General features: G+C 47.2%; 15 protein-coding genes. 11 read left to right on the top strand and 4 right to left on the bottom strand.

All coding sequences use genetic code 11. The features are described 5' to 3' along the window. The first annotated feature begins 13 nt into the window (after nucleotides 1-13). The 4 genes from AACV78_RS21270 (at nucleotide 14) to AACV78_RS21255 (ending at nucleotide 5,537) form a co-directional block, all read left to right on the top strand. Nucleotides 14-1,108, top strand: a complete 1,095-nt coding sequence (locus tag AACV78_RS21270; protein ID WP_194009215.1) for a Get3/ArsA fold putative tail anchor-mediating ATPase NosAFP — start codon at nucleotides 14-16, stop codon at nucleotides 1,106-1,108. A 160-nt stretch (nucleotides 1,109-1,268) separates the two neighbouring features. Next, nucleotides 1,269-4,445 carry a tetratricopeptide repeat protein gene (locus AACV78_RS21265; protein ID WP_339383750.1) on the top strand — a complete coding sequence of 1,059 codons (3,177 nt, stop codon included), beginning with the start codon at nucleotides 1,269-1,271 and terminating at the stop codon, nucleotides 4,443-4,445. A gap of 20 nt (nucleotides 4,446-4,465) precedes the next feature. Continuing rightward, nucleotides 4,466-5,143, top strand: a complete 678-nt coding sequence (locus AACV78_RS21260; protein WP_228042373.1) for a hypothetical protein — start codon at nucleotides 4,466-4,468, stop codon at nucleotides 5,141-5,143. Then, nucleotides 5,133-5,537 (top strand): HEPN domain-containing protein, encoded by a 405-nt coding sequence (locus AACV78_RS21255; RefSeq protein ID WP_194009214.1) that lies wholly within the window; start codon nucleotides 5,133-5,135, stop codon nucleotides 5,535-5,537. The genes AACV78_RS21260 and AACV78_RS21255 overlap by 11 nt, the downstream gene beginning before the upstream one ends. A gap of 93 nt (nucleotides 5,538-5,630) precedes the next feature. On the opposite strand, the gene AACV78_RS21250 is transcribed toward AACV78_RS21255, so the two are convergent. Next, a complete protein-coding gene (locus tag AACV78_RS21250) occupies nucleotides 5,631-7,682 on the bottom strand; it encodes an elongation factor G (RefSeq protein WP_194009213.1) in 2,052 nt (683 codons plus the stop codon). Between the two features lie 907 nt (nucleotides 7,683-8,589). Here AACV78_RS21250 and metK point away from each other — a divergent pair. From metK to AACV78_RS21235, 3 genes are all read left to right on the top strand, one after another. Next, nucleotides 8,590-9,852 carry a methionine adenosyltransferase gene (gene metK / locus AACV78_RS21245; RefSeq protein ID WP_194009212.1) on the top strand — a complete coding sequence of 421 codons (1,263 nt, stop codon included), beginning with the start codon at nucleotides 8,590-8,592 and terminating at the stop codon, nucleotides 9,850-9,852. 217 nt (nucleotides 9,853-10,069) lie between these two features. Then, complete coding sequence (locus tag AACV78_RS21240) at nucleotides 10,070-11,236, top strand: glycoside hydrolase family 10-like protein (protein ID WP_194009211.1); 1,167 nt, start codon at nucleotides 10,070-10,072, stop codon at nucleotides 11,234-11,236. A gap of 474 nt (nucleotides 11,237-11,710) precedes the next feature. Then, complete coding sequence (locus AACV78_RS21235) at nucleotides 11,711-13,591, top strand: HEAT repeat domain-containing protein (protein ID WP_194009210.1); 1,881 nt, start codon at nucleotides 11,711-11,713, stop codon at nucleotides 13,589-13,591. 336 nt (nucleotides 13,592-13,927) lie between these two features. Here AACV78_RS21235 and AACV78_RS21230 read toward each other — a convergent pair whose 3' ends face one another. Further along, nucleotides 13,928-14,935, bottom strand: a complete 1,008-nt coding sequence (locus AACV78_RS21230) for a zinc-dependent alcohol dehydrogenase family protein (RefSeq protein ID WP_194009209.1) — start codon at nucleotides 14,933-14,935, stop codon at nucleotides 13,928-13,930. A gap of 137 nt (nucleotides 14,936-15,072) precedes the next feature. On the opposite strand from AACV78_RS21230, the gene AACV78_RS21225 reads away from it, so the two are divergent. The 4 genes from AACV78_RS21225 (at nucleotide 15,073) to AACV78_RS21210 (ending at nucleotide 21,543) form a co-directional block, all read left to right on the top strand. Then, nucleotides 15,073-18,612, top strand: coding sequence for a sensor domain-containing protein (locus tag AACV78_RS21225; RefSeq protein ID WP_194009208.1), 3,540 nt, complete (start codon nucleotides 15,073-15,075; stop codon nucleotides 18,610-18,612). 35 nt (nucleotides 18,613-18,647) lie between these two features. Continuing rightward, a complete protein-coding gene (locus AACV78_RS21220; protein ID WP_194009207.1) occupies nucleotides 18,648-18,941 on the top strand; it encodes a hypothetical protein in 294 nt (97 codons plus the stop codon). Nucleotides 18,942-18,965: 24 nt separating this feature from the next. Continuing rightward, on the top strand, nucleotides 18,966-20,624 hold the full coding sequence (locus AACV78_RS21215; protein ID WP_194009206.1) for a CTP synthase: 1,659 nt from the start codon (nucleotides 18,966-18,968) through the stop codon (nucleotides 20,622-20,624). Nucleotides 20,625-21,117: 493 nt separating this feature from the next. Next, nucleotides 21,118-21,543 carry a hypothetical protein gene (locus AACV78_RS21210; RefSeq protein WP_194009205.1) on the top strand — a complete coding sequence of 142 codons (426 nt, stop codon included), beginning with the start codon at nucleotides 21,118-21,120 and terminating at the stop codon, nucleotides 21,541-21,543. Nucleotides 21,544-21,801: 258 nt separating this feature from the next. Here AACV78_RS21210 and AACV78_RS21205 read toward each other — a convergent pair whose 3' ends face one another. Continuing rightward, the gene (locus AACV78_RS21205) at nucleotides 21,802-22,701 is read right to left on the bottom strand and encodes an ROK family protein (protein ID WP_194009204.1); all 900 of its coding nucleotides are present in this window, start codon (nucleotides 22,699-22,701) and stop codon (nucleotides 21,802-21,804) included. Between the two features lie 155 nt (nucleotides 22,702-22,856). Then, nucleotides 22,857-23,387: a hypothetical protein gene (locus AACV78_RS21200; RefSeq protein WP_194009203.1), complete on the bottom strand. Its 531-nt coding sequence runs from the start codon at nucleotides 23,385-23,387 to the stop codon at nucleotides 22,857-22,859. Nucleotides 23,388-23,654: the final 267 nt, after the last annotated feature.

Genomic DNA, 23,654 nt, shown 5'->3' with positions numbered 1-23,654 from the left:
CTGAGAACAGAAAATGGCTTTGATTTTGACATTTTTGGGCAAAGGCGGCACTGGCCGCAGTACGATCGCGATCGCAACAGCTAAAAAATACGCGGCTCAAGGCAAGCGAGTTCTGCTGCTGGGCCAAGATCCGGGCCCTGCATTGGGTATTCTGCTAGGGACTCCCCTGACTCTCAACCCCCAGGAAATCGCCCCCAACCTCAAAGCAGTTCAGGTGCAAAGCGCGCCGCTGCTAGAACGCAGGTGGGACGAAGTTAAACAATTAGAAGCTCAATATGTCCGTACTCCCTTTTTCAAGCAGATTTACGGTCAAGAATTAGGGGTGTTGCCGGGAATGGACAGCGCCCTGGCGTTGAACGAACTTCGGGAATACGAGGACAGCAAACAATACGATGTAATTGTTTATGACGGCAGCGGCGGCATGGATACGCTGCGGATGCTGGGAATGCCGGAAATTCTGAGTTGGTACATCCGTCGCTTCCGTCAAGCTTTGGTAGATTCGGATTTGGGGAAAGCGCTTTCACCTTTTATTCAACCGGTTGTCAGTACGGTGTTGACGGTGGATTTGTCGGGAGACAATGCTTTTCAATCTACTAAGCAAGTCGATAATCTTTTGGATAAGGGTAAGGAAGCGCTGGCAGATCCGAACCGCACGGCGGCTTTTTTGGTGACAACTGGGGATGCAAGTGCGATCGCCACAGCCCGCTATCTTTGGGGAAGTTCTCAACAAGTTGGCTTGACTGTAGGCGGTGTCATTGTCAATCAATCAGCGGTTACAGAAACAGTTGCTGCAGATTTCGATCCTTTGACAGCGGTTTCGGTTCCGGCGCACAGCGAAAATAATTGGCAGCCCTTAATTGATGCTTTGCCAGATTTTTCGGAGGCGGGCAAAGCTCCTAAACCGATTAACATAAACACTGCACAGCGTCAAGTTAGTTTGTTTTTGCCGGGGTTTGACAAGAAAGAAATTAAATTGATTCAATCCGGGCCGGAAGTGACGATCGAAGCGGGCGATCAGCGGCGCAATATTTTGCTACCTCCGGCGCTGACTGGCAAGTCTGTTACTGGTGCTAAATTCCAAAATGGTTACTTAATTGTTTCTTTTTAGGGTGAGGAAGAAGATCGTTTCTAGTAAGGACTAAAGTCCTTAGTTTCCAGAAAATTATGTGGGGTAGGGAGACGGCAATGCCGTATCCTCCGCGGCCTAAGTCAGGACACGGCAGTGCCGTTTCCCTACAATTAATCGAGGGTAGGGAGACGGCATTGCCGTGTCCGACCTTGCTTATGCTACAATCTCCAACAACACCTCACCAACCCAGCCAATGCTCCGACAAATTTGGCAAAGAATCCTCAATCTGTGGCGACAAATTCAGAGACATTTCCGCAAACCAGCACCGCCACCGCCGACAAATCCGATTCGCTCTTTTGGGGAATACGAACAGAAATTTTTGCAACTGTTAGAGGGTGTTGAAAAAGGCTGGAGTCGGGGCGAAATTAAAGGTTTTTTAATCGGCTGCAACATCAAAGATGCTGAGTGGGAAAACTGGCTGCAAGAATTTGGAGAAAGGTTGCTGGTATCCCCGGAAACGAATTTAGAATTGGGCAGGCGAATGGTGCGACTGGGTGAGATGAATTGCGGAAAAATCAGTGAGGTGGCTGGCAATATCGGCAGGCAATTGTTGGCTGGGAAGAGTTTAAATCGGACTCGTGCGGATGATTCATGGGAGATAAGTGAAAATATTGTTACTCGATTGTTAGCTGGGGAAAGTTTGAGTGTTTCTTCTACAGATAATTCATCCGCTGCTAACAAATATGATTCAGCTTCGCAGGCAGAATCTATAGAAAGAGAAGTCAGGCAAAAGGCAGAAGAATTATATAACCAAGGAGTCGCTCGCTATCGTGCAGGAGATTTAGAAGGGGCGATCGCAGCCTTCAACCAAGCCTTAGAAATTGACCCCAAATTCCACCATTCCTGGTACAATCTGGGCGCTACCCTAAATAAATTAGACCGCAACATTGAGGCGATCGCAGCCTTGGAGAAAGCCTTAGAAATTGACCCCAAGTACCACTTTACCTGGAACGGGCTGGGCGCTACCCTACATGATTTGGGCCGCAACATTGAGGCGATCGCAGCCTTCGAGACAGCCTTAGAAATTGACCCCAAATACCACTTAGCTTGGAACGGGCTGGGCCTTACTCTAAATGATTTGGGCAGCAACATTGAGGCAATCGCAGCCTTCGAGACAGCCTTAGAAATTGACCCCAAATACCACTTGGCCTGGAACGGGCTGGGCGTTAGCCTAAATGGTTTAGGCCGGTACAGTGAGGCGATCGCAGCCTACAACCAAGCCTTAGAAATTGACCCCAAATTCCACTTGGCCTGGAACGGGCTGGGCAATGCCCTAAATGGTTGGGGCCACAACAGTGAGGCGATCGCAGCCTACAAGCAAGCCTTAAAAATTGACCCCAAATACTGCAATGCCTGGAACGGACTGGGCGTTACTCTAAATGATTTGGGCCGGTACAGTGAGGCGATCGCAGCCTTCGAGACAGCCTTAGAAATTGACCCCAAAGACCACTATCCCTGGAACGGGCTGGGCATTGCCCTAAATGATGGGGGCCGCTACCGTGAGGCGATCGCAGCCTTCGAGAAAGCCTTAGAAATTACAGGCGATCAATACGGCCTAGCTTGGGGCAATCGAGGTTGGGCATTTTTCAACTCCGGGCGCTACAGTGAAGCTATTCAAAACTGGGATGAAGGCTTACAGAAATATCTCCCCAGCAACCGCGACTATCGCCTCGCTTGCGGCAATTTGCACCATCAAAAAGGCAAGGCACATTACCAACATGGCAAACAAACAGCCACTTATTTTGAATCTTTCCACAAAGCCAAAGCCAGCTACGAACAAGCCCGCGAATTTTTGAAATTACCCCTCATCCCAGAAACTTATTTAGAAGTAATGCAAGACTTAATTACAGTCTGCCGCAGCTTGCGAGATCCCCAAACCAGCCAGTACATTACCGAAGCTACTACCGTCTTAGAAACCTTACTTTTAGACAATGAAACTCACCCGGAAATCAAACTGCGACTCCAGCGCAAATTTGTGGGACTTTACCAGTTAGAAGTCGATGCCCTCGTCGAGTCTGGCCACAAGGTAAATGCACTGGAAAAAGCGGAAGACAGGAAAAACTTTTGCCTGCAATGGATGCGCGCAGGTTGGCAAAACCGCACCGAAAGCCCGACTTATCCCCAAATCCGAGACTTACTGGCAAACAACACCGAAACGGCGATGATTTACTGGCATCTCAGCCCACTTTCCTTGACTGCTTTTATCATTACCCTAGACAAGTTTGAAGTTATCTGCACACCTGTCACCGATATATTCGCAGCAAGCAACAGTCAGAGTTTAGAAAAATGGCTGGAAAACTGGAAAACAAACTATCAAAATTACGGCAAAACTACCAGCAAACAGCAAAGCAAAGAATCCCATCCCTGGCGCGAGTCAATGACAGCGCAATTGCAACAACTCGCTGACATCCTGAAAATTCCCGAAATTTATACGCACCTCACTAATATCCAACACTTAATCTTAATTCCCCACCGCGACTTGCACCTGCTGCCGCTGCACTTTTTATTCTCCGATAATCTTTTCACTATCACTTATCTGCCCAGCATCCAAGTTGGGATAGACAGACTAGACAGACAACCCTCATCTTCAATGTCTCTGCTGTTGGTAGAAAGCCCCGATCCATTACTTTTTGCTGAAATAGAAGCGCCCGCGATCGCGAATTTTCACCTTAACTGCAATACCATCTCCAGTTCACAAGCTACCACAGACAATCTTAAAGAAGCTCTGCAACAAGCTGCTGACATATTCCATTTTACAGGTCACGCCTACCACAACACAAAACAGCCGTCCCAGTCAGCGCTAATCCTGAAAAACAAACAGCCCCTAACTTCAGAAGAAATTGCCAAATTCCATTTAAAAAGCTATTATCTAGTTTGCCTTTCCGCTTGCGAAACCGGCATAACAGGAAAAGAAGAACTGATAGATGAATTTGTCGGTTTAGCCAGCAGCTTTTTAGCTGCGGGTGCTGTTTACGCCCTCAGCACTCTTTGGATAGTTGATGAGATATCTAGCGCTTTAATGATGATTCGATTCTATGAAATTCTCAACCAACAGCGTTGCCAAAATAAGTTGCATCCGGCACTAGCCCTCAAAGAAACGCAAAAATGGCTCCGAACTATTACTTACAGCGAACTATCCAACTGGTATCTCGAATTGTCTGAAGTAATGAAAGACAATTCCGGTTGCAGTCAAGATTTGAGAGACGAAGCTAACCTCATCCGCAGAGATTGTGCTAAAATTGAATCTGACAAACCTCCTTATGCCGATCTCTACCACTGGGCAGGTTTCACAATTACTGGTAAAGTTAATCCCTAACTTCCCAACCATCGACTATTATGAAAGCAAGAGATATTATTAGTCTGCAAGCCCTTGGCGCTGCTTTAGCTAAACTAGATTCATCTGTCCAGCTTGGCGAGTTGGAAGAGAATATAAGTCGTGAGATATTGGCTTTAGAAAAATTAGCAGAACAAAACCACACTCTGAACGAAATTTACACAAAAGAACGCCTCGACTTAAAAGAGCAGTACCAAGCAAAATCAAAAGACAAACGCTACCAGCCGACAAGTGACAGCATTTACAGCAACGACGCTGGAAATTTAAGCCCTTCCTTTCCTCAGCCGCCTGAAGAAATGGAAAATCCCTCTGAAATAGCTAAAGCCTTTGACAATTTAATTGCATCTTTTAATAAAATCAAAAGCCTGTACGCGGTTGAAAACCCTATAGAAAGTTTTCAAATCATCATCGAACAAGAAGCGATCGCACCTTTGATTCTGGAAGCTTACGATCGCATTCGAGCGCTATTTCCTACGGAAAGATTAGGCTTGGAAGTGAAAACCGATCCAGAAATTGCCAACTGGCGATCGCTCTGGATTACCATTTACACCAAACTCGAAGTCGATGAAGCTTTTGAAAAGTTAAAAATTCTTGACGATAGTTGGTGGCTAGATGCTAAAATAGCAGCCCCCAAAAATGATTTACATATTAGCCTTGAATGGGAGTCAAATGAGATTTGAGTGGTCTGAATATTTGAACTTAGCCCAAGAGTTAGCTGCCACAAATAGTGACAGTTCAGGTAAGAGGGAAGCCAAGTTGCGATCGGCGATAAGTAGAGCATACTATTCGACATTTTGCCTAGCGCGAAATTACTTGCGCGATATTGAAAAAGACCCAAGACTTTCTCGTAAGAATCGCGATATCAACGAACATCAATATGTAGCCGAAGAATTTATATACCACCCAACTAAAATGAAAAACATGGTCAAAATAGGTGAAAATTTAAGCAGATTGAGAGAACTTAGGAATAAAGCTGATTACGAAGATACTATGTTTAACTTACAAAGAGAAGCGATAAATGCGTTAATGCTAGCTCAGAATATTATTTCAGCGTTAAGTAACTTAACTGAATAATCCGAGAAATGGAAATCGATCGCAATAAACTTTAATAGCAACTCGTGCAAAAACCCGGTTTCTTCAAGAAACCGGGTTTTTAAAGACAATTACCTAACTTTTACCGTTACCGTTTCCGTTAGTTAGCAAAACCCGTTTTGCTAAAGGTTCCGGTACTTCTTGCAATCGATCGAACTCCCAATTAAAAAATCCTACTCCCATTGTCTGCGATCGCAATTCAACGATCAAATTCTGCATTTCTGCGATCGGCAAATAAGCCGAAACAGCATCCCATCCCTTCCAGTCGTGTTTACCTTCGTAGCCGAGAATTTGGCCGCGGTGTCCGCTGACCAACTGCAACACCTTTGATGTACACTCGTTCGGAGCACAAATTTCAACTTTGGCGATCGGCTCCAGCAATGCCGGTTCGCACTTCGCCATTCCCTCCTGCATCGCCAACCGCGCCGCTTGCTTAAAAGCTTGTTCGGAACTGTCAACCGAATGGTAAGAACCATTTGTCAGCGTCACCGATACATCTACCACCGGGAAACCCAAGGGGCCGCGATCCAAATACTCGCGCACTCCCACTTCCACGCCGGGAATGTACTGTTTGGGTACGACTCCGCCAACTATTTTGTCGCTGAAATTGAAACCTTCTCCGCGAGGCTGCGGTGCGATGTCGAGATACACGTCGCCAAACTGTCCGTGTCCGCCGCTTTGGTGTTTGTAGCGCCCGTGGATGGAAGATGCCGATTTGCGGATGGTTTCTTTGTAGGGTACTTGCGGTAAGTGAGTTACCATCGGCAAATTATACTTGCGGCGCAATCGGTCTAAAGCTACTTTCAGGTGGATTTCGCCTTGACCCCAAAGTATAATTTCGTGGGTGTCTCCGTGCTGTTCCCACACTAAAGATGGGTCTTCTTCGAGCAATTTAGCTAAAGCGGAACTCAGCTTAACTTCATCGTTGCGCTTTTCGGGGACGATCGCCAGTGCGTAGACAGGGGATATGATTTCGGCTTTTGGCAATAATTTGTCCGAACCCAAAACATCGCCTGTTCTCAAGCCTTCCAGCCTCGCCACAGCGACAATTTCTCCGGCGCTGACCGACTGCAAACTTTGCGTTTGTTGACCGGTCAATCGGTACAAACCGTTAACTCGAACCCCGTTCACAACTGCTCCGTCTGCCAGCGTCCCCCGCCAAATTCTCACTAAAGATAGTTTGCCTCCCTGCGGTGTGTAATAGGTTTTGAGGATTTGAGCCAGAACTTGGTCTTCACTTTGTATAATGCTGCGCCGCTCTGCTGTAGTTTCCGGTGTCGGCGCTTCCCTCAGCAAAGCTTCCAGCAGAGGCCGCACCCCGAAATCTTGTTCGGCGATGCCGATAAATACTGGCACTATTAAATCAGCGCCTAATTCCATCTTCAAATCGCGGGTAATTTCTTCAGCGTCGGGATTGATTTCTTCGAGCAATTCTTCGAGTAAACGATCGTCAAAATTGGCCAATTCTTCCAGCATTTCCTGTCGCGCTGCGCTTTCTTGTGCTTTGAGGTGTTCGGGAAGCGGGACTGGATCTGCGGGTGCGCCGGAGTGATAGTGGTAAGCTTGTTCGGTTACTAAGTCGATAAAACCGATGATTTGTTCGTTTTTGCCGATCGGGTATTGGTGAGGTACAATTGGTCTGCTGGAAACGGATTTGAGCGCGTTGACTACCTCGGTGAAGTTGCTGCCGCAAGTAATTTCGTCGGTGCAAGCGCGATCGATCTTGTTGATAAAAACTAGGTGGGGAATTTCCCAATCGTCGAGGAATTTGAACAGCGGGGCGAGGGTTAAATTGCGATCGGCAACCGGTTCGCAAACAATCACCGCTGCATCGACACCGATCAGTGCATTGTAAGTTTCTTGGGCAAATTCTATCGAACCCGGACAGTCAAGAAATGTGAAGCGAACGCCTTCATATTCAGCGGTAGCGCTGTTGACTTCTACGCTCATTTTGCGATCGCGAGCTTCCGGCGAACTGTCACCTACCGTATTACCATCTTTAGCATTACCTTTGCGAGTAATTGTTCCTGTCACCGACAGCAAACTTTCTAGCAGTGCGGTTTTCCCGCTTAAATAAGGGCCGACAATTGCAACGTTTCGCGCGGCTCCGATAACTTTTTCGTTCATAATTACCTCCTACACAAAGTGAAGGGGAAGGAGAAGGTGATGATTCAGGAAAAAAACTTTTGTTTGCCTGTTTCTCAGAACTCTTCCCTTGTGAGTGTGAAAACTTTTATTTGCGATCGTTCTTAGTTTAAACTTAAATTGCTACACTAATTCATTAATTACTGTGAACTATTAAGTATTTTTGTAAATCACTTTGAGTCGCGAGTAGCCAGAAACCGGTTTTTTTCAAAATACCTCGGTATCGCCAACAGATTCGCAAAAAAGCCCGGTTTCTTTGAGTCTTAATGCGTGCTAATTCGTATACACAATGGCGGAAGGTGGGTAAATCAAATTGTGTGTCGGTTTCATATAGCACTTCTCACAAAAATGAAGTATCGATCGATAGATTCCTCAATCCATCAATACCTCAATTCCCCAATTCCCCAATCTCAAACTTGTACACTCGCGAAGCCGAAGTACAAGTTTGAGATTTGAGATTTACTTGCAGGATGGAATCTGGAAGCTGGCAGTTTAATCTAAAATGTTGGAATCGACCATCAGTCGTGTCGGCGGCAGTTTTTTTTGCCTGGGTCAAAGATTTATTGAGAATCCGACAAGACTTAAGTTTTTAGGACTTATCCAAACTGATATTAGTTTCCAAAAGTAATTAAACTGTAGGTAAAGCTCCCAACCTCGCTCTCAGCAGTCCTTCCCCAGCTAAAATCTAAAATCTAAAGTCTAAAATCCTATGACTTTGCTATAGTAGTGTCACTTTACCTAATTTCCAACCCTGCTTCAACACTGCAGAGCAGACCGACACACCTTAGACGGCGACCCAGAGGCGATGATTCCTGGCCTCTACCTGAAAAGTCAGTCGTCTGTCGCCGATGTCGTGCAGGATTCGCCCCCATCAAAGGAGAAATAATCATTGTCACGTCGCTACCTGTTCACCTCTGAATCTGTTACCGAAGGCCATCCCGATAAAATCTGCGATCAAATTTCAGATACAATCCTAGATGCCTTGCTGACCGAAGACCCTAAAAGCCGCGTCGCCGCCGAAGTTGTCGTCAACACGGGTTTGATGCTGCTCACGGGCGAAATTACCACAAAAGCGCAGGTAAATTACATAGAATTAGCGCGGAAAAAAATAGCCGATATTGGTTACATCCACGCTGACAACGGCTTTTCTGCCAATAGCTGCTCGGTGTTGGTGGCTCTAGACTCTCAGTCTCCCGATATTGCCCAAGGTGTCAATACGGCTCAGGAAAGCCGGGAAGAAGCTAGCGAAGAGGAATTGGATGCTATCGGCGCGGGCGACCAAGGTTTGATGTTTGGTTTTGCTTGCAACGAAACGCCGGAATTGATGCCTCTGCCGATCAGCTTAGCGCACCGGATCTGCCGTCAATTGGCCACAGTCCGCAAAACAGGTCAGTTATCTTATCTGCGTCCCGATGGCAAAAGCCAAGTTACGGTAATTTACGAAGACGGAAAACCTGTTGGTATCGATACGATCTTAATTTCTACGCAGCACACTGAGGCGATCGGCGATATCACAGAAACAGCCGCGGTTCAAGCCAAGATTAAAGAAGACCTTTGGACTGCTGTCGTCCAACCAGTGTTTGCCGATATTAGCGTCAAGCCGGATTCAGAAACTCGCTTCCTTGTCAACCCTACCGGCAAATTTGTAGTCGGCGGGCCTCAAGGAGATTCGGGTTTGACGGGCCGCAAAATTATTGTGGATACCTACGGCGGCTATTCTCGCCACGGCGGCGGCGCTTTTTCTGGAAAAGACCCCACGAAGGTAGACCGCAGCGCGGCTTATGCTTGTCGCTACGTTGCTAAAAATATCGTGGCGGCCGGTTTGGCCGAAAAGTGTGAAGTGCAGTTGAGTTATGCGATTGGCGTGGCGCGGCCTGTCAGCATGATGATCGAAACTTTTGGGACGGGGAAAGTTGATGACGATCGGCTTTTGGAAGTTGTGAAGCAGCATTTTGAACTGCGTCCTGCAGGGATAATTCACGCATTTAACTTGCAGAATTTGCCGGCAGAAAGAGGCGGCCGTTTCTATCAAGATGTGGCGGCTTACGGTCACTTCGGGCGCACTGATTTAGAGTTGCCTTGGGAGCAAACTGACAAGGCCGAGCTTTTGAAAGCAGCTTTGAGCCAGAAGTTGTCTGGAGTAGCTGCATAGCACAATTTCAGGGCTGGTCAGTAAAATTTCAGGGGCGGGCTAGCGTGCCCGCCCCACAAGAAATTTTATTGTTTGTGGAACGGGCACGCGAGCCCGTTGCTAACAGCCCACAAGAAATTTTATTAATTGTGGAACGGGCACGCGAGCCCGTTGCTAATATTGACACCTAATGCGAGTTATAAAAAATCGTGCAAAATCTTGTAAATCCCTAGATTAAATGCCATTTTTAGAGCGATTCCAGTCAGCAATTCACAGTTTCAAATCTTTATTTAAACAGCAGTTTGCGGTTTTAGTTGACGCGAAAAATGAAATAACGATTCCCAGAACATTTACGCCCCATCACACGGGAATTCGCGGCGTTTGGATACCCAGCACCGACTGCAAAGTTCTCACCTCAAAACAGCGGATTGCTGAAGCAATGGACTTTCTGGCAGATACGGGATTTAATACAGTTTTTCCTGTTGTTTGGAACCGGGGTTTTACTGCTTATCCTTCTCAAATTATGCGCGAACAATTTGGGATAGAAATAGATGCGCGCTATCAAGGGCGCGACCCTCTGGCAGAATTAATTGTTGAGGCGAATAGAGTTGGTTTAAAAGTTATTCCTTGGTTTGAATACGGATTTGTGAGTTCTTACAATCTCAATGGCGGTCATTTGCTGGCGAAAAAACCTGAGTGGGCGGCTCGCGATTGCAGCGGCAATTTACTTAAAAAAAATAAGTTTGAATGGATGAATTCTCTTGATGGGGAAGTTCAAGATTTTTTGCTGGGGTTGATGCTGGAAGTTGCTAGGAATTATCCGGTAAATGGGGTTCAAGGAGACGATCGCATTGCGCTTCCTTCCGAAGGCGGTTATGACGAAAAAACGGTTAAACGCTACCTGCAAGAGTGCGGGAGAGAAGCGCCACAGAATCCGAGAGAGCAACATTGGCTGCACTGGCGCGCCGATATTATTACTGAGTTTGTGGCTCGCTTGCACCGAGAATTGAAGGCTATTAATCCTGATTTGTTGCTGTCGCTTTCGCCTAGTCCCTATGAATGGGGACTGGTGGAATATTTGCAAGATTCTCAAACTTGGGTTGACAAAAAGTTGGTTGATATGCTTCATCCCCAGTTTTACCGCCGGGATTTTAAGGCTTACAAACAATTGGTCGATCGACTCGTTGACCAACAGCTTAGCGGCGAACAACTGCACTGCGTATCCCCCGGTATTTTGTTAGCGAATCGAGGTAGTAAGTATAGCATGAATCCTGAGCTATTGTTGCAAGTAATTGCTTACAACCGCGCCCGCGGCATTCAAGGAGAAGTGCTGTTTTTTTACGAAGGTTTGCGAGATAACGGTAACGCTTTGGCTGAGGTTTTGAAAAACGGGCCCTACGGGTAAGATACTGTCCGGGAATTGGGCTGTTTCCGGTTCGCTGCGTTCAACGGAGCCGATCGCTCTTTGAACCTAACTTGCTCTAAAATTATATAGCGCAGTTCGCCTAGTCAAGAGCGCGGCGATGCCAAGTAACAAACACTACTAACTTTCTTGCCGATCGCCAAAACAACTTAGATAATTAATTATTGAGGAATTGCCAAAAATAGTCGAATTCGACATATTTTAAAAGTAGTACAAGTTTTATGAGAATTTGAGTTTTGTAGGTGCAGCTAATTTTTTTTTATGAGCCCGCCCAAAAACAGGTACAAGTCGCTGATGCGAGAGTCAGTGTCTAACTAAAAAAAATCAACCAGAGTTTAAGCTTCCCGATTAATCTGTGGAGCAATTCTAAAATCTAAAATCTAAAATCTAAAATGGACGCTTCGGTGAGTTTAAAAGAGCAATCTCAAGCGATCGCCAAAATATGAGGATAAATCAATGAACTCAGCAGCAACCCTCATCCAACAGCTACCAGAGCTCAGCGATGCTCAATTTAAACAAAAATATTTGAAAGAAAGACAAGGGATGCACGCCTTGGCGACAATATTGCCACAAGTAGAACAGGAAAGTATGGCTTTGCGCGCCATCAAATTAGCTTTAAAAGTAAACTTAAAACTAGGCTCGAAGCTAGCAGGTACTCTCAAACCAGAATTTCAAAAAACAGCAATAAAATTAATCGAAAAAATCCCAACTTCGCCACTGCTAAAAATTCAACTGCTAGCACTAACTGGTTCCGACTGGGCAATTCCGATCCTAGTCAAAGCATTGAACCACAAACAAAGTGCCGTGCGCCTTCACAGCATTCGGGCGATCGGCAAAATTGGCTCGGAAGCTGCAGTAATTGAATTAGCCCGATCGCTCGAATCCGAAGATTCCCAAGTGCAAGCTTGGGCCGCTTGGGCCCTAGGAGAAATTGACTCGAAACCAGCAGTCACAGCACTGCTAGAAGCCCTCAACCACAAAACCTCAGCAGTGCGCGCCAAGGCTGCTTGGGCCTTGGGCCAAATGAAGCCGAAAACAGCCGTCAGAGCACTGCTTACCACCCTCAAACACCAAGACCCCGAAGTGCGCTGGCGGGCGGCGGTCAACTGCGGGAAAATTGGGGGCTCTGAGATGCTTCCCGGGCTGCTTGCCGCCCTCCGAGACACCAATCAAATAGTGCGCGCCCGGGCTGCGGCGGCTTTGGGGAAAATCGGCGACCCCGACGCAGTACCCCACTTAGTAGAATTGCTGCACGATCCCGACTACTACGCCGTTTCTTTGAGGGCTGCCGAGGCCTTGGGACAAATCGGCACGGAAACGGCTGTGGCGGGGCTGCTTGCCGCCCTCAACCATAACGACTCAGACGTGCGCGGCAGTGCAGTTTCTGCCTTGGGGGAAATCAGCAGCGAGGTGGCTGCGGTGGCAGTAATGCGATCGCTCTGGGATCGAGATATTTTCGTGCGCGGCAGGGCGGCGGTGGCCCTGGGGAACATCAATACAGGCTCAGATGCTAACTTGCAAAAAATGGTGGCTGCGGGACTGGCGATCGCGCGAGGCGACAGCGAATCCTATGTCCGGTGGAGAGTTGCTGCTGCTTTGGGGCAAATTGCTACAGAGGAGTCCGTCGCAGGTTTGGTGCATCTGCTGGGGGACGAAACCCCTGGAGTCCGTCAAAAAGCTGTTAAATCCTTGGGTCAAATTGGATCGGGTGCTGCAATTTTGGCTCTGGAATCAGCTTTAAACCGCGAAGTTGCTGACGTTCGCGCCCTGGCGGCCCAATACTTACCGGATGTTAGCGTTGAGGTAAACACTGTTGATTCTAAATCCTCAACTTCTGCAGATTTATTGGGTGAAAAACTGCCGAAAATTTTGATAGCTTCGGAAGCAGAAGCCACTGAATACATTATCGATCGCGCTGCGGGACGGCAACTCAAATACTTAATCTCGATCGGCACTCCGGGCCTACCCCAACCCAAAAGTTTTCACAAAATCCCGAACCGACTGCGGCGATCGTTAAACGACCTCGAAACCCCCATTGACGACCCCGATCTGGTTTTAGCTACACTCGATGACGTCCTCCAAATTATTGACTTTGCCCTCAAAATGTCGGCGAACCCCGGCAATTTGCTCGTCTGCTGTCAAAGTGGCATCAGCCTTTCAACAGCCACAGCTTTGACTGTTTGTGCTGCGCTGTTGGGCCGAGGTAAAGAACCAGAAGCTTGGGCCTTGGTGCTCGCGGCCAGACCCCAAGCGCGGCCGAATCGCTGGATGGTGGAATTGGCCGATGAAGCTTTGGGTAGAGACGGTAAGTTACGCGATTTTAAATGGGAAATTTGAGGTTTTAGATTCTGTTAATTGTTAACTGTTATTTGTTATTTGTTAACTGTTATTTGTTATTTGTTAACTGTTGTTTGTTATCCCGATGAAGAGAGGATTTTATATGACATCATGTCCGATCGATTAATAACACAAACAGACGGTTCGTATTGCGGACATGATATGACTGATTTTCTGAGAGTTTCAACCACGAGCAAGCGAACTGCATTCTTGTTTTAAACCTTATTTCAGGTTCAATCTGAATGACGGAATGTAGGTTAAATTCACAATGCTTTCAACCCGCTCCCGTAGTCGGCTGCAAGTTTGTGCCGCCGCCAATTTCCTGCGGCCGAAATCTCAATGACCGGGAATTTCAAGAACTATTTTACCTGTTACCGAGCCTGTTTCTAACAGTTCGTGAGCAGCACCAGCTTGTGCTAGCGGGAAAGTTTTGCTGACATGAATTTTGAGCAAATTACGATCGCACAAACCAGCGCACTGCTGCAAAATATGAGCCTGCTGTTGCTGTTCCTCCGCCAAACCTTGCAGCATCGGAGTTAACATTAATTCCAGACTAATTCGCAGATTTCGCATCCTCGCTGTTTTCAAATTCCCCAAAGCCGGATCTGGTTCCAAGATTGTTACCAAATCTCCATAAATCTTCACAGCCGGAACAGTTAGGTAAAAAGTTTCTCCCCCGACAGTATCGAAAGCCAAGTCAACTCCTCGTCCTTTAGTCCAAGTCAAAACCTCATCGACAACATCAGTATTTTTGTATAAAATAACTAAATCTGCACCCAACTGCCGTACGAATTCGGCTTTGGCTTGGGAACCAACAGTAGTACAAACCTCAGCACCTTGCAACGAAGCCAACTGTATCGCGACGTGGCCGACACCGCCGGCACCAGCTTGGATCAATACTTTTTGGCCAGCTTGCAACCGCCCGCGATCGTACAGCGATTCCCATGCTGTAATTAAAACTAACGGTGCCGCCGCCGCCTCAACAAAACTTAAAGCAGCAGGCTTGATGGCGAGGAAACGTTCGTCTACAACGGCAAACTCAGCATAGGTACCCATCAACCCGCCCAAACCGCCATTGCAGAAAAAAACCTCGTCTCCCACTTGGAAACTTTGCACCGCAGCACCGACAGCTTCTACGATTCCAGCACCGTCACACCCCAAAACGTGAGGAGTTTTTTCTGGATAAAAAGTGCCGCGCGATCGCAACTTAGTATCTATCGGATTGACTCCCGCCGCCCGCAACCGCACTAAAACTTCACTTTCTGTTTGTATAGTAGGGGCGGGGATATCTTGCAGTCTCAGTACGGACGCGCTTCCGGGCGTTTCAAAAACGATCGCTTTCATCAGGGTTATTAACTTGCATTGTTGCCTTCACTGCGATCCTACCTTGTCTGCGTTACCCATTGGTGACAATACTTAGTTATTTTTAATAAATAGATTGGCTTCAGATAACTACTATAATTGTCGAGCGGTATTAATCAATGTTCGATCGAGATTTATTTTTTTACTTTGAGATTCTTGTATACCTTCTAGGATTATCGGCGACTTTAGCTTTTGCCGGAGCGATTTATCTCAAATTGCAGCGAAGGCCTCCCAATCTGCAGCCTGCAGAGCAACCACAGCCGCCAGAATTAAACGGGGATTTATCTGCAAAATTGAAAATTCCGAAAAACTTTTTGCTTTTCCCCAACTCAAATCTGTTCCCCGTCGCTGACAGATTCTTGCGTAAAATTTTAGGTATTGTCCGCGCTCTATTATTCCCCCAGCAACAGCGCCCAACAGTAAACTCTTCACCTGTTGTCGGGCCTTGCACCAGCAAAACCCTAAGTCAGAATGTGGATGGAGAGATGGCCCAAAATACATCTCGCCCCCAGGCCAGCAACCAAGCCGCTGTCAGCGATTCCCCGGAATTAGATCGAGACTTGCTCGGCCACATTCTAGCAGGTACTGATGCGCCGGGAGGATCGGAATTCTTTGATACTTTAGTTCGCCACTTGGCCTGTGCACTCGGAGTTCGCTGCGCCGTGGCGGCCAAGTCGATTAAGTCGATCGAACGCAGCGATGCAATTCCCGATCGATTGCAAGTGCTCAGTTTTTGGAGCGACGGACAGCTACAGCCAAATTTTGAGTGCGACACCGCCAACACTCCCGAAACCCTAGTGTTCGAGCAGGCAATGTACTCCTGTCCAGACGGCCTGGTGGAAGCATTCCCACAAGACCGCAGAGCGGTAGTTACAGGTTCGCGCAGTTTCGTCGGAGCCCTGCTCAAAAACTCTTACGGCGAACCTTTAGGGATTATTTGTATTTTTGACGATCGACCTTTGCTAGAAGCAGAACTCACTAAATTTCAACTAATTCTCAGCATATTTGCCGGACGCGCCGCCGCCGAATTAGAGCGGCAGCGCCTAGAAGCAGCACTGTGCACCGTAGAAGCCAAATACTGCGCCCTCGTAGAACAAATACCGGCTGTCACCTACATTTCTCCCCTCAACCGCAGCGCTGCTAAACTTTACATCAGCCCGCAAATCGAGACTTTTCTGGGTTATTCTGTAGCTGAATGGAGGGCAGACCCTGATTTGTGGCTGAAACTCGTTCACCCAGAAGACCGCGATCGCGTGTTGGTAGAAAACGCCACACAGAAATTTAGCGAGGGGGAAGATATCTTTGGCGACGCGCCGCTGGTTTCAGAATACCGGGCGATCGCCCGCAACGGTCGAGTCGTCTGGTTCCGCGATCGAGCGATCGCAGTTCGAGATCAAGCCAGCAAATCCGTCATCCTTCAAGGCGCGATGTTCGACATCACCGAGACTAAAATAGCTGACAGAGCCCTGTTAGAAAGCGAATACCGCTATTACACCTTGGCAAAAATCCTGCCGGTCGGGATTTTCCGCGCCGACGCGGCTGGAGATTGTTTTTACGTCAACGAGCGATTTTTGGAGATGGCGGGACTGACAGTCTCACAAGCACTCGGCGAAGGTTGGACTCAAAGTTTGCACCCAGAAGACCGCGAGAGCGTTTTGAGCCAATGGTATGGCGCTGTTAAAAACAAGTTGCCTTGTAAATTAGAGTACCGCTTTTGCAACGGCGATCGCACAACCTGGATATTTTGGCAAGCAGTCCCGGAAATTGCCAACAGCGGGGAAGTTCTCGGCTATCTCGGGACGCTGACGGATATCAGCGATCGCAAACAAGCGGAAGAAGCGCTGCAACAAGCCGAGGAAAAATACCGCAGCATCTTTGAAAACGCGATCGAGGGAATTTTTCAGACAACGCCCAATGGGCGCTACCTCAGCGCTAACCCTGCTTTGGCCAGAATTTACGGCTACGAGTCAGCCCCGGAACTGATCGCAAACATACACAATATCGATCGCCAACTCTACCTCGATCCCAACCGCCGCGTCGAATTTTTGCGCGCGATCGAAAAACACGGTTGTGTGTCAGAGTTCGAGTCCCAAGTTTACCGCGCTGACGGCACTACCATCTGGGTTTCCGAGAACGGCCGGGCTGTTCGCGACGCTGGCGACAATTTGCTTTACTACGAAGGTACTGTCGAAGATATCACCCTCCGCAAAATAGCAGAGGAGAAGTTAGTACACGATGCTTTGCACGATACGCTAACGGGTTTGCCCAACCGAGCTTTATTTATGGATCGCTTGAGACACGCGATCGAGCTTTCAAAACGCCGTCCCGAAGTTGTGTTTGCGGTGCTGTTTATCGACCTCGACCGCTTTAAGGTTGTCAACGACAGTTTGGGGCATTTAGTGGGCGATCGCTTGCTAGTCGCGATCGCGCAGCGCCTGGAAACCTGTTTGCGCCTTGGAGATACCGTTGCCCGTCTCGGCGGCGACGAATTCGCTATTTTGTTAGAAAATATCAACAATACAGAAGATGCAATCCAAATTGCCGAACGAGTGCAAGCGGAACTAGCAGAGCCTTTTTATCTCAACGAATATCAAGTTTTTAGCAGTGCTAGCATTGGCATTGTTTCTTCTGGTTTACCTCCGCAGCCAACGCAAAGCAGCGAACTATCGGACTCTGGAAATGGCGAAAATATCGATCGGGCAACTGCCTTGTCTTGCTTGTCTTCCGAATCTCCCGGTGCTAATGTCCCGTTCCAAATGTTGTACGATCGACCCGAAGAATTGCTGCGAGATGCAGATGCAGCTATGTATCACGCTAAGGGATTGGGGAAAGCTCGCCACGAAGTTTTTGACTTAAGTATGCACACTCGCGCCGTCGCTCTTTTGCAACTAGAAAACGATTTGCGGCGAGCTCTCGACTCCCAGGAATTTCGGCTTTACTACCAGCCCATCGTCTCTCTAACCAGCGGTAAAATCTGCGGTTTTGAAGCGCTGCTGCGGTGGTATCACCCCTTGCGGGGTTTAGTATCTCCCGGCGAATTTATTTTAGTCGCAGAAGAAACCAGATTGATTGTACCGATTGGTTGGTGGATGATGCGATCGGCTTGCCGTCAGATCCACCAGTGGCACCAAAGATTTCCCATAAATCCGCCCTTGACTGTCAGCGTCAACCTTTCTAACGAACAATTCAAACAGCCGGATTTAATCGATCGCATCAGCGAAATTTTACAAGAAACTCAACTAGACCCCCGCAGCTTAAAATTAGAAATTACTGAAGGCGTAATCATGGACAATGCCGAATCAGCAGCCGCTACCCTCGCGCAATTGAAAAATTTAGAAGTTCAATTATATATTGACGATTTCGGCACAGGCTATTCTTCTTTGAGCCGCCTGCACACTTTTCCAACTGACGCTTTAAAGATCGATCGAGCTTTTGTCAGCCGCATGACTGAAGACGAAGGCAATGAAGCTATTGTACAGACTATTTTAATTTTAGCCAGTCATTTAGGCATGGATGTAATTGCTGAAGGAATTGAAACTATCGAACAGCTTAATTTGCTCAGATCGCTCAAATGCGAATACGGACAGGGATATTTTTTCTCAAAGCCGGTAGACACCATTGCAGCCACGCTTTTAATAGAAAGTCAACCAGTCTGGTAATTGGGAAGAAAAAAGCAGCAATAAGGGAGGAATCTGTGTTTTGGATTATAGAGTTCGGTGTTGCATCTGCCCGATATCTGCGGTTTCTGGATCGATCGCCTGCATCTGGACTTTGTAAAAAGCATTTTTTGTTTGAGTGGTGGGGCGATCGCCCTACAAATGTTCGCGCACAGGTTGTTAATTTGGGCGATCGCTCTCAAAACCCTTGCAAAACGCCCGATCGAGCCAATCTGCAACCCATCGCCTCCCCACCCGTACAGGAAAAATGCTCTAGCCCTGCTGGACAATTTTTGATTTTAGCTCTTAGAGTTGAGTGTTACCTTAACTGAGAAACATCTAAAGTTGAAAATCCTATGAGCAAATTTGTGTTTGTGACCGGCGGCGTGGTTTCCAGTATCGGGAAGGGAATTGTCGCTTCTTCCCTCGGCCGCTTATTGAAGTCCCGAAACTACTCGGTCTCGATTTTGAAGCTAGACCCTTATATTAACGTTGACCCCGGTACTCTCAGCCCGTTTCAGCACGGAGAAGTCTTTGTCACCGAAGACGGTGCGGAAACCGACCTGGATTTGGGGCATTACGAGCGTTTTACCGATACCTCCATGTCTCGCCTCAACAGCGTCACCACGGGTTCGATTTATCAAGCTGTGATTAATAAGGAACGGCGCGGCGAGTATCAGGGGAGCACGGTGCAGGTGATTCCCCACATCACTAACGAGATTAAAGACCGCATTCGCCGAGTCGCAAAAAATACTAACCCGGATGTGGTGATTACGGAAATCGGGGGCACGGTGGGAGATATTGAGTCTTTGCCGTTTTTGGAGGCGATTCGCCAGTTTCGCAAGGATGTCGGGCGGCAAAATGTCTTGTATATGCACGTAACGCTGATACCTTGGATTCCTTCGGCTGGGGAGATGAAAACTAAACCGACTCAGCACTCGGTTAAGGAGTTGCGGTCGATCGGCATTCAACCAGATATTCTAGTCTGTCGGTGCGATCGGCCTTTACCTTTGGGCCTCAAACAAAAATTGTCGGAATTCTGCAACGTACTCGAAGAATGCGTCATCACGGCTCAAGATGCCAAAAGTATCTACGAAGTGCCTCTAATGATGGAAGAAGAAGGTTTGGCAGAACAAACCATCAATTTGCTGCAACTCGAACAGCGGCAACCCGATTTGACTCAGTGGCAAACCTTGGTCAAGCGGCTTTACAGTCCCAGCCACAAGATTGAGATTGCTTTGGTTGGCAAATACGTGCGCTTGAACGATGCTTATCTTTCGGTGGTTGAAGCTTTGCGGCACGCGGCAATTGCGATCGGCTGCGACGTAAATTTGCACTGGATTAACTCAGAAGATTTAGAATCGGGAAATCTCGATAATTATCTCAAAGATATCAACGGCATTGTTGTACCCGGAGGTTTTGGGATTCGGGGAGTCGATGGCAAAATAGCGGCGATCGAATATGCTAAACAGCACAAAATACCTTTTTTAGGATTGTGTTTGGGGATGCAGTGTGCTGTGATTGAATGGGCGCGCAACACCGCCCAACTGAAGGATGCCAACAGTGCTGAATTTGACCCAACTACGGCAAATCCGGTAATTAATTTATTGCCAGAACAGCAAGATGTAGTCGATTTGGGCGGTACAATGCGACTGGGTTTGTATCCGTGTCGCGTCAACCCAGACACCCTCGCTTTCAAACTTTATCAAAAAGAAGTGATTTACGAGCGGCACCGCCACCGATACGAATTCAACAACTCCTACCGCAATCTGTTCTTAGAATCAGGTTATGTGCTATCGGGAACCTCTCCCGACGGCCGATTGGTAGAAATGATCGAATTACCCAACCATCCCTTTTTCATCGCCTGTCAATTTCACCCTGAATTCCAATCTAGACCTAGCGCCCCCCACCCCTTGTTTCAAGGGTTTATCCAGGCGGCTAGCACCCAAGGAAATCAGGATGTTTTAGAAACTGAGCCTCGGGACTTGGTAGCGGGGAAAGTTGCCGCAAGTTAATCTCCTATCCTGTGCGATCGATTAGTTTTGATATATTAAATGTCTGTAGGGACGGGTGAGTGCAGACAAATATTCACATAGGACAGATAATCGATCGCACTCTCACCCATCCAACCCAACAATAGAATTTAAGAGGGGTCTCATCTACCGGACATGATATCGGGCAGCATTCTCAACGACCCAAAAACCTCACCTCTGCCCTAACATAGGGTTTGGGGGGCTAGTACCCCAAGGTATAAGGGAAAACGTAAAAGGTAAAAAGCAAAAATACTGATATTTCTACTGAATTTTTTAGCTGTGATTTCAATAGTGATACCAATCTCAAAACACAATACAACTGCAGGTAAGATGCCAATCCCCACAATCATCAGTCATTCTCAATCTAAAATCGATCGACTGAGCGTTAGCCGCAGTCTAAAATCTAAAATCTAAAATGGTATGAATTGTCAAACTATCATAAAATACCAGGAAACGCAGGTTTGAGGAGGGTTGTGTGGCTTACTGGAGCAAGTTTATTTATGAAAAAAATACATACATAATTGATCTTGACACTATTAGTGCTTTTTCGAGCGAACTGGATAACAAGCGCATCACATTTTGGCTGCCTAATAGCAGTCAGCCGATTATCCTGCATCCCCAAGGCAATCATGAGGCTTACAAGCAAGTTCTCGATTACCTCAAAAAAACCATCGATCGCAATTCTAGGGGTTCGTGGATAAAAATTCATTTTGACCGCAAGGAATTTGCGATCGATTTGAGTCGAATTAGCTCTTTTGTTTGCGAACAAAACGGTCGGCTAATCAGCTTTTTTCTGCCTGACAGCGCGACTAATATTATCCTCATGCGCGAAGGCAACTCAGACGATTATCAAAAAATTCAGGAATACATCAAAAATACGACGGGGCAGTCTCTGCCATGAAGAAGTTGTTAGTTGTTAGTTGTTAGTTGTTAGTTGTTAGTTGTTAGTTGTTAGTTGTCCGTTGTCCGTTGTTAGTTGTTAGTTGTTAGTTGTTCGTTGTTATATCAAATCCTCTCTTCATTGGAATAACAAATAACAAATAACCAATAACCAATAACCAATAACCAATAACCAATAACCAATAACCAATAACAGTCAACAGTTAACAGTTAACAGTCAACATCATGTATGAGTACAATAGAAATTGATATTAGTCAATCAGTTATTAGTCATTAAAGCTAGCTGCCAAGCTAATTTTGCTGCGCCTGCCATACCTGCTTGATTGCCCAATTTAGCAAGCAATAACTGCAAATCTTCGCGAGAACTAGGTAGCACCCGCCGCTCAATTTCGGCTCTAACCGCAGGCAAGAAAAACTCTGCACCCGCACTAATTCCACCGCCAATAATAATAGCTTCCGGTGTTAAAACATAAATCAGACTTGCTAAACCGATACCGAGATAGCGCCCGTAATTTTGCCAATATTCTAAAGCTTTGGTATCTCCCGACTTAGCTAAATTTGCTAATTCTAGGGGTTCCAAACCAGTGTCGCGGCGAATTGCTTGTACGGAAACGTATTGTTCTAAAGAACCGCGATTGCCGCTGTTGCACTCCGGGCCGTCGGGATTGATGGCAATTAATCCTAACTCTCCAGCCGCGCCTAGATGACCTGTAAATAGTTTGCCATCGAGGATAACTGCACCGCCTACTCCAGTTCCTAATGTTAGCAATATGAGGTTTTTAAAGTGCTTTCCTGCACCTAACCAAGCTTCTCCCAATCCGGCACAGTTCGCGTCATTTGCTAATATTGTGCGGAGTCCGGTTTTGGCTTCCAACCAGTCAGCTAGGGGGACGTTATGCCAATTTTTGAGGTTAATTGCGACTCTGGCTATTCTGCCGGCGGCGTCTGCTGGGCCTGGTGTGCCGATACCGATCGCACTTACAGCATTTTCGGCAGGATTTAGTTGTAAAATAGCATCGGTGATGGCAGCTAAGACGGCTTCTGGAGTGGCGGGTTGAGGAGTGGGAACTGTTAAAGATTGGTGACAAACACCATCTTCGCTAAATCTGCCGAGTTTAATTGCGGTGCCGCCTAAGTCGATGCCGATTACTTGTATCATTACTATTTCAGTTTGTAGTGAGGACTTCAGTTTTGTTTAGTCCTATTTGAGTGCGTGAAAATTACCGACGGAAGCGGTGCTTAATTGCTAAGAATATCATGCCGATCGCCCAACTCGACCAAAATGCTAGATACAGGCAAGTTTGGCCTTTCAATTCATCCGGGCACACCTGACGCGCCGCTGCGATTCCCATCCCCAGAAAAACCTAAACCATTCCCAACAAACACCGCCTCAATCACATTCCCATATCCAACATCATCCTCAACCACCGGTAGCGGAAATCGCGTCAAAATCTCCCGCCCAATATCCCCCGCCACCTGCGACAATTCCCCGCTACCCATTCTACCAAACAAACCCAGCCTGTACGCCAATTCCTGCAGCGAAGCCACCGCATCCGCAGAGGCGGTGGATGGTGCGTGCGTCTCCTCCTCAAACAATCGAGTTCCAAACCGTCGCAACCAACCAGCCAATTCACCATCTTTAAGCCGTTTTGCGATTAAAAATCCCGCGACATCCCCTCGACTCCAGCCAGCATTTACCCCTTCCAGAATTTCCATAAATTTCGATTCGTATTCCGCGTCGGTGAGGGTGGGGCGGATGGGCGTATTTTGGGGTTTTGGTGGGGGTGTGGTACCCAATAGGCGCTGAATTAGTTGTTTGAGGAATTGCCAAATTTTGTTTAGCATTTGTGCTACGGGGATGGGTGGGATATTTTCTATTTTAGTCGGGTTTCAATCGACAGCCTCTGGGGCTGCATTGTTGTTTGAAACTAAGATTAATTTGACACTCACTCGGCCTGAAGGCACGAGGATTCTTGAATAATTTCTACTTCAATATCCCTATTTCTAGGGTTCCCAAACTCCCCACGTTTGCTCAATCGAGCGTGAGGATATCTTTTGGGCGTTTAGGCACTAATGCCAGGTTTCGCGGAGTCCCCGCGTACCAAATTCAAA

The sequence above is a fragment of the Tychonema sp. LEGE 07196 genome (assembly GCF_963890365.1).
Classification (GTDB): Bacteria; Cyanobacteriota; Cyanobacteriia; order Cyanobacteriales; family Microcoleaceae; genus Microcoleus.
This window is presented reverse-complemented; position numbering and strand designations above follow the sequence as displayed.